The sequence below is a fragment of the Nostoc sp. genome (assembly GCF_036917395.1).
Lineage (GTDB): Bacteria > Cyanobacteriota > Cyanobacteriia > Cyanobacteriales > Nostocaceae > Nostoc.
In genome coordinates, this window is record NZ_JBALDI010000082.1 from 22,486 (window position 1) to 32,433 (window position 9,948).

10 protein-coding genes are annotated in these 9,948 nt (G+C 42.2%); 3 read left to right on the top strand and 7 right to left on the bottom strand.

Annotated elements, in window-relative coordinates; genetic code table 11:
* Positions 1 to 82: 82 nt before the first annotated feature.
* Together V7K46_RS29075 and V7K46_RS29080 are read right to left on the bottom strand one after the other, a co-directional pair.
* Positions 83 to 1,615 (bottom strand): DUF1565 domain-containing protein, encoded by a 1,533-nt coding sequence (locus V7K46_RS29075; protein WP_335119443.1) that lies wholly within the window; start codon positions 1,613 to 1,615, stop codon positions 83 to 85.
* A gap of 1,208 nt (positions 1,616 to 2,823) precedes the next feature.
* Positions 2,824 to 3,354, bottom strand: a complete 531-nt coding sequence (locus V7K46_RS29080; RefSeq protein ID WP_335119445.1) for a pentapeptide repeat-containing protein — start codon at positions 3,352 to 3,354, stop codon at positions 2,824 to 2,826.
* A 281-nt stretch (positions 3,355 to 3,635) separates the two neighbouring features.
* On the opposite strand from V7K46_RS29080, the gene V7K46_RS29085 reads away from it, so the two are divergent.
* Complete coding sequence (locus V7K46_RS29085; protein ID WP_335119447.1) at positions 3,636 to 4,526, top strand: hypothetical protein; 891 nt, start codon at positions 3,636 to 3,638, stop codon at positions 4,524 to 4,526.
* Between the two features lie 170 nt (positions 4,527 to 4,696).
* Here V7K46_RS29085 and V7K46_RS29090 read toward each other — a convergent pair whose 3' ends face one another.
* Positions 4,697 to 6,091 carry a TldD/PmbA family protein gene (locus V7K46_RS29090; protein WP_335119449.1) on the bottom strand — a complete coding sequence of 465 codons (1,395 nt, stop codon included), beginning with the start codon at positions 6,089 to 6,091 and terminating at the stop codon, positions 4,697 to 4,699.
* Between the two features lie 518 nt (positions 6,092 to 6,609).
* Between V7K46_RS29090 and V7K46_RS29095 the strand changes: the two genes are divergently transcribed.
* Positions 6,610 to 6,927: an RNA recognition motif domain-containing protein gene (locus tag V7K46_RS29095; RefSeq protein ID WP_273764054.1), complete on the top strand. Its 318-nt coding sequence runs from the start codon at positions 6,610 to 6,612 to the stop codon at positions 6,925 to 6,927.
* Positions 6,928 to 7,047: 120 nt separating this feature from the next.
* On the top strand, positions 7,048 to 7,239 hold the full coding sequence (gene rpsU / locus V7K46_RS29100) for a 30S ribosomal protein S21 (protein WP_323199850.1): 192 nt from the start codon (positions 7,048 to 7,050) through the stop codon (positions 7,237 to 7,239).
* A gap of 44 nt (positions 7,240 to 7,283) precedes the next feature.
* Here the strand turns inward: rpsU and V7K46_RS29105 are convergent, their stop codons facing one another.
* The 4 genes from V7K46_RS29105 to V7K46_RS29115 form a co-directional block, all read right to left on the bottom strand.
* On the bottom strand, positions 7,284 to 7,514 hold the full coding sequence (locus V7K46_RS29105) for a hypothetical protein (RefSeq protein ID WP_335119451.1): 231 nt from the start codon (positions 7,512 to 7,514) through the stop codon (positions 7,284 to 7,286).
* A gap of 1,263 nt (positions 7,515 to 8,777) precedes the next feature.
* Positions 8,778 to 8,942 (bottom strand): CopG family transcriptional regulator, encoded by a 165-nt coding sequence (locus V7K46_RS29110; RefSeq protein ID WP_273764049.1) that lies wholly within the window; start codon positions 8,940 to 8,942, stop codon positions 8,778 to 8,780.
* Positions 8,943 to 9,216: 274 nt separating this feature from the next.
* On the bottom strand, positions 9,217 to 9,351 hold the full coding sequence (locus tag V7K46_RS32225) for a winged helix-turn-helix domain-containing protein (protein ID WP_442939886.1): 135 nt from the start codon (positions 9,349 to 9,351) through the stop codon (positions 9,217 to 9,219).
* A gap of 257 nt (positions 9,352 to 9,608) precedes the next feature.
* Entirely contained in the window at positions 9,609 to 9,755 is a 147-nt protein-coding gene (locus V7K46_RS29115) for a hypothetical protein (RefSeq protein ID WP_335119453.1), read from the bottom strand.
* Positions 9,756 to 9,948: the final 193 nt, after the last annotated feature.

Genomic DNA, 9,948 nt, shown 5'->3' on the forward strand with positions numbered 1-9,948 from the left:
ATATTACCCTAACGTGCTTTTAACTACATGATTTTTTTTCACGAGTTACTAAGCCGATAGGCAGTGTTTCCTATTCTACTTGTCAACTTCTGGAATGCAACCCTATATAGACAGATTTAATTGCAGGTGTTCGCCCAATCGCAACTAATGCCTGATAAACCATTGCTGCAACTTCGGCGCGTGTTGCCGAACGTGAAGGTGCAAGTACTTTCGGATCTGGATAGTTGACAACTATTCCCCGTTGTGTAGCAGTGGCAACGGCTGTCCGGGCATAGTCGGGAATGGTATGACGATCGCTGTAAACTTCTAAAGCATGGCTATCAGCAGAAGGTAGTCCCAGTCCGTTTACTAGGGAGACAATCACCTGTAGCCGCTGGACATTTTGATCAGGGCGGAAAGTGCGATCGCTAAATCCGCCAACAAAGCCACCGCTAGCCGCGATTTGGATTGCGCTATAAGCCCAAAAATCCTTGGGTACGTCCATAAAATCAGGTGCTGGGATTTTAGGAAATGGGTTAAAGGCGATCGCCACCAAAGCCGCGTACTGGGCGCGAGTCATGGCTTTATCTGTCTGGTAGCTATCATCAGCGAAACTATGAGTTAAATCCATGCTCACTAATGCCTGAATAAATGGTTTTGCCCAATGTTCATCCAGTTGAAGAGGCGCGGGGAGTTTTTCAGATGGGGATTCAGTTGGAGCGTCAGAAAAACTGGTGCTAACTGCTACTCGATTTGCTGGAAGCAATTCGACTAAGCCCTTGACTAGAGCAGGATTCAACTGATTACCTACCGAAACCAGCTTTTGGGTAGTGGCATTGTATAAATCGAATTCACTATGATCATAAAAAATATTATCAGCAGGATCTTCAGTATTACCTAAGTCAGGAATTGCATTGCCATTGACTAATAGACCACCTTGGGTATTTTTAACAATGAGATTTTGACGCAGCACAGGGCGGGCGTTGCGAGAAAGTGCGATCGCTGTGCGATTTTCTGATAATTTGTTATTTGCGATCGCCGGAGCGGCAAAGTCACTAATTCCTATGCCTAAAGGGTTTTTTTGAAATACATTCCGCAGTACTTCTCCCTGGCTATGACCTGCCATCACTAACCCACTAGCAGTATTTTGCACAAATATGTTATCTAAAATTGTGGGTTTGGCAGTACCAGTGGTAAACACACCTTCCCGCCCACAGTCGCTCAAAGTATTGTTAGCTAAAATAGGCGCAGCCGATTCAATCCAGATACCAGTACCTTTGGGTGAGGGATTGGTGACAGTTACACCTAAAAGATTGGCATTATCTAGCAGGAGAAACGTGATACTTTGGATACCAAAGCTGGGACTTTGATACTCGCCACTCCCAGAAATTACAATCTCTGCACCTTTGTTCGCTTCGTTACCTACCACTGTCGCCCCTCCAGGGATGACTAATGGAAACACCTCACCACTAGCAGCACTGTAAGTCCCCGACTCCAGATGAATTATCGTGGAGATTTTGGTTACTTTTAAGGCCCGGGTGAGGCTTTTAAATGGACTCAACCGTGAACCAGTATTGGTATCATTTCCTGTCATAGGGTTGACATAGAGTGTGACAACGAGGGTAAAGTTCTCCATTGATAGTTGAGAGTCCGTTGTTTTAATTATGACAATCGTAAATAACACTACTTGTAGCAAACTTTTTCAAAGTAGTATCCTTGTGTGGAGAAAATATATCCACGTTACTTGTTCTTGCAAGCGGATAATGTGTACACACAAGTTATAGACTCTCATGCAACATTCCGAGTTCTGATCTGGGCGTTTCGAGTTCTGATCTCGGCGTTCCGAGTTTTGATCTCGGCGTTCGGTGTTCCAAGCTTGAAGTTCTGAGTTATGATCTCGGTGTTCGGTGTTCCAAGCTTGAAGTTCCGAGTTATGATTTCGGTGTTCCGAGTTCCAAGCTCAAAGTTCCGAGTTATGATCTCGGCGTTCCGAGTTCCAAGCTCAAAGTTCCGAGTTATGATCTCGGCGTTCCGAGTTCCAAGCTCAAAGTTCCGAGTTATGAGAGCGATCGCATCCAAATATATTTTTCAGGGTGCTGTCTTAGCTACACAACGATTCTCTTGCCAGTGCCAAAAGTAATCACCAAAAACCGGAAACTAGCTGTCATCAGTAAATAGTAAGCTAATCCGCATCCGAGTTGCATAATTAGGGCGGGCAAGATGCTCACCCCACAAAAAGAAGAGTCAAAATCAAACCAGGTAAGACAATTTTTATTGGGACTCCAAGAACTAAAACCCTGATAATTACTCCAAAATTTCTTTTAAATAAAGCTTTATCAATACTTAAAACATTGATGTATAATCAGGGCGATCGCAGTATTCATTATTTCTTCAATATAGGGAATGGTTCTAGTATTGATACCAAACGCAACTGCAAACCAATGAGCTGCAAATCCCAATCCCAGTGACATAATACTTAATTTAAGCATCACTTCTAATAAAAATCACACAGATGGGATTATATCGTTTTGTGATCGCGATCGCCTGATTCATATTTTGATTCAGCAACACCTTTTTTCGACTTGTGTGTACACCGTAGTCTGCAAGAAGGAGCCACTGCCTTCGGCGGTGCCGACAAGCCTTACATGTGGCGTCAGTGGCTTTGAGGCTTACTCCCCAAGGCTAGTAGTGAAGGGGGTTTTTTGTTAGGTTTCTATTGGACTCAACTACAAATTGCTCTAAATTTTCAGTGAAAATAGTTTACTTGTTGACGTTGACTGATTTAACTAATTCGCCTGATATCCCGCGGCTATAATCGGTACTGCGATTTAGCGGCGGGAGATGTCACACATTTTCATCCAGGATAGTTCCTTCTATATTCGCTCCCTCCAAATTTGCTCCGCTCAAATTTGTCTGGTTCAAATCTGCTTGGGTGAGATTTGCCTGGGACAAGTCGGCTACACCTAAGTCTGCACCACTCAAATCGGCTCCATCTAGATTCGCCGCTATTAAGCTTGCTTCCTGTAAATCCGCGTCACTCAAGTTAGTTTCAATCAATTTAGCAACCGTCAAATCAGCCTGACTCAAATTAGCTCCTTCCATTGCTGCTCCATCCAAGATAGCTCCATCTAAGATGGCTTTGCTTAAGTTGCTACCAGTGAGGTTAGCATTGCTCAAATCTGCTCCATTTAAGTCTGCTTCAATCAAACTAGCTTGGGCTAAATTAGCGTGACTCAGATTAGCTCCATCTAAAATTGCTCTATCTAAAATTATGTCACTGAGATCGGCTTCCCTTAAGTTTGCCTCGCTCAAGTTGACACCAGTAAAGTCTCTGACACCTGCTTTATAGTTTTTCAGGAGTTGATCTGCTTTCATATCTGTCACTGTGCTAAGGAACTTTTTAATTGAGGCTATCCAGGTTACCCAGACAGGCTGTAAATCCCTAGTACGCGCCACAGGGGATTGGTGTGGTGAATCAAACCAGAGTCAATATCGCAATCACTTTTATCTAAATTAGCTATCCTCAACTACTAGCGCTACTACCTAAAGTTATGAGTTACTTTCATCCTTGAGACGGATGTTGAGGAATTTAAAAATTTAAGCATTAGTGCAAAGCGATCGCTATACTCAATTGTGGTGTTCATCTGGCAGAGATTATGGCAAAACCAATTCGTATTCTTTTGCAGACTACGATTCCTACGACTGAAGATGACTGGAGCATTTTTCGTTTCTCGATGTTACAAGATTACTTAGCATCGATTCAAGACGAAGCAGGAAACTCGTTATTTGAAGTTACGGCACGGGATTACGAATCAGATGCAGTAGGTGGTGATCCAGTTTTAAGTAGTCTCGACAAATCGGATTTTGATGAACTTTGGCTATTTGGCTTAGAAGTGGATAAGGGTTTAACCGAAAAAGACATTGCCGGAATTAATGCTTTTCGGCAACGCGGCGGCGGTATTCTAGCAACACGCGATCATCAAGATATGGGCTGTTCGATGTGTGGTTTAGTTGACATTGGTGATGTTCACTATTTCAACACAAAAAATCCTGATCCCGACGAATCTCGCAGGAGCCGAGATGACTCATACACAACTTATATTTCCTGGCCTAACTATCATTCGGGAGCTAACGGCGATTATCAAAAAATTACCATTGTTGAACCCATTCACGAACTTTTAAAAAATCCCAATTCACCTACGGGAAGGATCAATTTTTTCCCAACACATCCCCACGAAGGTGGAATTGGCGTAACTTTGGGCAATGCAAACGCGCGGGTAATTGCTTTGGGTAAAAGTTTAGTTACAAGTCGTAACTTCAATTTGGTTGTAGCGATCGAGCATCATCAAGATGAACAGGGAAATAGATTAGGACGAGCAATAGCTAACTCCAGTTTCCATCATTTAGTAAATTACAACTGGGATATTAACCAAGGCTGTCCCACTTTTGTAGATGAGCCACCAGGAGATGGCATGAAAAAAGAGCCACGCGCCTTAGAAGATATCAAAACCTATGTGCGTAACGTCGCTTTCTGGCTAGCAAATTGATTTGAATTGAGGCATTTCCCCGTGAGACTAGTATAGTACGGCAAAAATCCAGCCACCATCTCAATTAACAAGACTTGGGGCAAAATCCCCTTGTTAAAGGTAGGCAAACTGACGCCGCACTGTACTAGAAACCTGAGTTCACCCTGAGTACCGGGTATAGGGTGGGTAGTTCAGGTTTCCCCACCAACCACTACATCTCGAATTCGCAAACTAGGGCCACCACAACCCACTGACAAGCCGTTTTGCCCTCCTTTACCACAACCGCCGGATTCATCCCAGTAAAAATCATCACCAATTGCCTCAATATCCGCTAAAGTTTGGAATACATTTCCCGAAAGCGTTACATCCCGCACAGGTTCAGCAATTTTACCGTTCCTAATCATCCACGCTTCCCCAGCACTAAAGGTGAACATTTCACCATTCGTCATCCCACCCAACCAATTACGGGCATACACTCCTTCTTTGATATCGGTGAATAAGTCTTTGACTGGTGTTTTACCCCGTTCAATCCAGGTATTTGTCATCCGCACAATGGGCGTAAAGTGATAGTTGAGACAGCGGGCGTTACCCGTAGGCGCTTCCTCCAATTTGCCAGCGGTTTCACGAGAATGTAAACGTCCAACTAAAACTCCATCTTTAATTAGTTGAGTAGTAGTAGCAGGCGTGCCTTCATCGTCGTAAAAATAGCTACCGCGATGTCCCTCTGAAGCAGCACCATCAAAAATTTGGAGTTCTTCTGGCCCAAACCGTCGTCCAATCGTCATGACTTCTAACAAATCAGGGTTTTCGTAAGCCATATCAGCCTCAGAAAGATGTCCGAAGGCTTCGTGGACAAACAAGCCCGTAAGAATTGGGTCAATAACGACGGTGTAGGTATTGCCTTTCGCCGATGGCAGAGATAAAGCTGCGATCGCTCTTTGGGCGGCACTTTTGACCTGTTCATCCAAATCAGTTAAATCTTCGTAAGCTTTGCGAGAACCAGTAGTTTCCCGTCCAGTTTGTACGGTTTCGCCATTTCTGGCGGTGGCGGCAAAGCGCATTTCCATATCCACCCAAGATTGCTCGATTAAAGTGCCTTCCGAAGTAGCAATGATCACTTTTTGGGCACTGTCTCCATAGCGCACCGAGGTAGTGGTAATCCGGTGATCAACGCCTTTGAGCAATTGGGCATAGCGATCGCACAATTGTTTTTTCTTTGAGAGTGGGATTTTTCGGGGATCGGTGCCTTTTAGGGGTAGAATGCATACTGCTTGCACCGGGTCAATGGGTGCAAGTAAAGTTTCTTCATCACCAACCATCCGTGCAGCAGCGATCGCTTCTTCTATCCGATCCTGAATTGTTGCCAGCTCGTTAAAGCAGCTCAACCCCCATCCACCTTTATAACAAGCGCGAATATGTCCACCAATTGAGATGCCTTCATTGAGGGTTTCTACCTTGTCGCCACGCAACAAGATATCAGTCCCTTCTGCTTCTTCAAGGCGAATCATCAGATAATCTACACGCTTTGAGTAGCGAGGGATGAGGTCAGAAAGCACATTTCGTGCGTCAGCAAGTGTAGTCGGCATTTTCAGGTAGTAACAATGACGAACTGCATTTATTTTGCAATTATTTGGGGAATTTCTGCTACTCAATGTCGGAGTTGCCCATGAATCCATGACTTAGAGGATATTTAAGAAGTGTTTGGCTGTGATTTTAGGTACTTATTGATCTTCCGTAACCCCAAGTCGCTCCACTTGGGGAGACCCCTCTGAACGACTGGCTCCCCTTAAAAAGCAGGGCTGTTTCATTTCCTAAAAGGCTCTGATTTACAAGCGTATAAGTCAAGAAAATCAGGTGATTAATATTTGCTAGTAATTAGAGGACTTTTAAAACATCCTTTGAGAAGGTATCGGGCGATCGCTGACTCTTAATACTTCCTTTTTTACGGTGGGTAAGAACTGAATGATGTGCTAAGGTAATTAGGTGAGAATAAAATTCGGTTACAGTGTTTGTTTTTAGTATTGACAGGCTTTTCCCTTTTGGTCTTAACAAGCTTGTCTCCGAAATCTAAATCTCTACACACCTATGATTTTGGAGATAATGCATGTCAATTTATGTAGGTAATCTATCCTACGAGGTCACACAAGAAGACCTCACTTCTGTTTTTGCCGAACATGGTTCTGTAAAACGGGTTCAGTTACCTACTGACCGTGAAACTGGACGCCCTCGCGGCTTTGCTTTCGTAGAGATGGGTACAGAAGCTGAAGAAACAGCTGCCATTGAAGCTCTTGATGGTGCTGAGTGGATGGGACGCGACCTCAAAGTGAATAAGGCTAAACCCAAGGAAGATAGAGGTGGTTCCTTTGGTGGTGACCGTCGCGGCAGCGGCGGCGGTGGAGGATACTCTCGAGGACGCTACTAAGCTTTAAGATAAAAAATTCAGTTTTAACGTTTTAAGGGCAGAATCATTATCTGCCCTTTTTGCGCTCCGGTCTACTGGATGGCTTAAAATTGCCCAGTACCAATTAAGTAGGAGATGAAAATGACCCAAGTATTTGTGGGCGAAAATGAAGGAATTGAGTCAGCCTTACGTCGATTTAAGAGGGAAGTTTCTAAAGCAGGTATTTTTCCAGACATGAGAAAGCATCGTCACTTTGAAACACCTTTGGAAAAACACAAGCGCAAAGAAGTCGCAAGGCACAAGCAACGTAAGAGAAATTTCCATCGCAATTGAGAACAAGCGATACCTACAGTAAACTACGCTAACGCACTCTTTGATTAGATTCTTAGCTCTCGAAGAGGCAATCGCTCTACTGCTGTATGTAAATTTAAAGGGTAGGTTTTGGCAAAGCCATTACTATTACTGATTATGGGATGGGCAATGTAAATAACAGTGTGTTCCCCATCTGACAAAAAACCTGTTATCGTTACTTCCAGGGTGGCGATCGCTACGCTGACTTTACTACATTTGGCTGAAGAATTTATTTTTGGGATTCCCTTAGTGGTCAACAAGACTTTTGAAGGGTCTGTCTATTCGTGAGAGGTTAAGACAAAATCAATTTTGTCAATAGTAATTAGGCGATAAATTAACTACTTGATGACGGATAAAATTAAGCTTTGTACTGATTTTATCGGGTAAGGGTAAATGATGCTTTTAAATATAACGCGTAGGCGTAGCCCACCTTCTCTAGGAGACGCTCTGCGAACGGCATAGCCAGCTTTAAAGTTGTGTTTTATATCCGCATTTCAACATAATTTTTAGCACTATTGCTTATTGACAAATTGTTCATGATCTTAACCTATCACTGATGAGGTCTTTGAAACCTTGTTTCAAGTCCTCACAGAAAATCTCTGCTGCCAGATTAATACCTTAGGTTACCCAAAGGCTGCCTTGTTTACCTTCTGTATCGCTTTAGTTGCCTATAACGTACTGTCTGCGGTTAGGGCAGCTTTAAGAAGTATTCATGCAACCGAGAAGATAGAAGCCAAAATTTTCAGCTATTATTTAGCTGATGAAATCAAGGCTACTTAGAGGTCATTTATAAAGTAAAAATAAAACTACTGTAGGGGAGCCAGTGCGTTGTACGGCTTCCCCAGCTTGTACCCCTACGGAGAAGCAAGCTACGCGCAGCGTCTCCCTTAGGAGAAGCAACTGGCGTTGTATTAGGCACATATTTCGATATCCTTTATCACAAAAAATATATCAAAGTGCCTAACGCACCGCTATACAAAATGGTGCGTTAGGCTTTAGCCTAACGCACCCTAACTTTTGATTTACTTTATAAATGGTCTCTTACAGGGGGATGATGATTGCGATTCCCCCCGAACAGTAACGTGTTTTTCAGAACATCACCTTCACGGAACTATCGCAAACCCTCAAACATCTGGCAGGTCTTGTCAAGCTCAGAGCTTTTCCTCGTCATCCGCCAGGCCCAAAAAAACCTCAGCCAAAGAGAACTTACCTCAAGAATCGACCTCATGTCTCAACTTATAAGATTCTAAACCAGAAAAAACAGGAAAATAACACACTTTGAAAGGGCTAGTCCTAGATGAGAACAGAAGGGGTTTGGGGATTCGCTTGTAGGTGAACTATTAGCTCAAAACCATCCATATTGGACATGGCTAAATGAGCAGAATCACATTTGGGTTATGTTCAGTTGCTACCTATAGCGCGTGTTTGTAAGAAAATAACTGATAACTATGAAACACTATATTTCACTTACAAATTTAGATGTGCTTGTCATGGTTTCATTTTTTGTTTAGTATGATTTCCTAAGTTTGGGGGACTTTTTCCTCTTGAGTAGAAAGAGAACGGATTAACTCCCGAATCACATCGGTTGCTGGTCTGCCCGTCATTGAACAGTATTGTTCAAGCTTCTGTGCCTCGCTTGATGTGAGATTGATTGTAAGTCGTTTAGCAGCCCATTTTTTATTCATAATAGTAGACAGACAAGCTATATTTTTAAACTACTTCTCTAATATCAATCTTTTAAGCTGCTACTACAATGGTATAATTAATGACATTTTTTTTAAGTAATCATGAAGCAGGATATTATGTTTTTCTAAGCAATAGTGAAGAGGTAGGGTATATTCTCAAGAATGAAGTTTAGCTACTTTTAGAGCAGTAATTATAAATATAATGTAAAAGTAATATTAAAGTAAGTAAACATAAAATAAGTATTCTCACCTGCTGTTGTCGGATTTTAAAGAATTAAGATGATTTAGTGAAGCAAGTCACTAAGTCATCTAGCAATAATGTATCAACAGCATATTTAGTAACATCAAATGACATTCCCGACCTTTCTGCAATATCTAGCAGAGTATGGTGACCATCAGATAAATTCAAAACTCACAACATTGCTATTTAATTTAGCACGCTATGTTTGTACTCACCATCAGCCCAATATATTCCTCTTTTATCTAACTATGGCTCACATTTGGGATTTAAGTTGTAGTAGATTTCGTTATTCTTGAGAATATGTAATATCGAACTTTACCAGAATGACTCGGCAAAATATTGGGATTGAACAAAATTTGAATTATATCCTAAAGTGTGATATTGAGGAAAACTACCATGAGGCGATCACATCAAGCAATCTACAGCTAGATTAAATCTAGATGAACAGTATTGTCGATCATTAATGTTGCGATCGCATCTTCCCGTGTTAACCAGCTGAATAACTTTGCTACTGCTTTAGGACTACCATCTATTTTTACAGCTTCTTCCAATGCTTGCCAAGCTCCAGACAAATTCCCAGCCTATAGCTTTCGATTGGTCGTGGCAACCAGAATAATGTTAATCAATCTTCTTTTAAAATAACTTTTTCTGTTGTTTTAAAAGTACTTTCCAGCAATAACAAAAGCCTGCCCGAATGATCATCGGGAGGCTTTTGTTAGATTATTAAACCTGGCATCGAGCTATTTTTGCGTAGGGCTACCCCTA

Excerpts from the sequence above, each read along its gene's own strand:
- V7K46_RS29075 (WP_335119443.1), bottom strand. The coding sequence starts at position 1,615 with ATGGAGAACTTTACCCTCGTTGTCACACTCTATGTCAACCCTATGACA.
- V7K46_RS29080 (WP_335119445.1), bottom strand. The coding sequence starts at position 3,354 with ATGAAAGCAGATCAACTCCTGAAAAACTATAAAGCAGGTGTCAGAGAC.
- V7K46_RS29085 (WP_335119447.1), top strand. The coding sequence starts at position 3,636 with ATGGCAAAACCAATTCGTATTCTTTTGCAGACTACGATTCCTACGACT.
- V7K46_RS29090 (WP_335119449.1), bottom strand. The coding sequence starts at position 6,091 with ATGCCGACTACACTTGCTGACGCACGAAATGTGCTTTCTGACCTCATC.
- V7K46_RS29095 (WP_273764054.1), top strand. The coding sequence starts at position 6,610 with ATGTCAATTTATGTAGGTAATCTATCCTACGAGGTCACACAAGAAGAC.
- rpsU (WP_323199850.1), top strand. The coding sequence starts at position 7,048 with ATGACCCAAGTATTTGTGGGCGAAAATGAAGGAATTGAGTCAGCCTTA.
- V7K46_RS29110 (WP_273764049.1), bottom strand. The coding sequence starts at position 8,942 with ATGAATAAAAAATGGGCTGCTAAACGACTTACAATCAATCTCACATCA.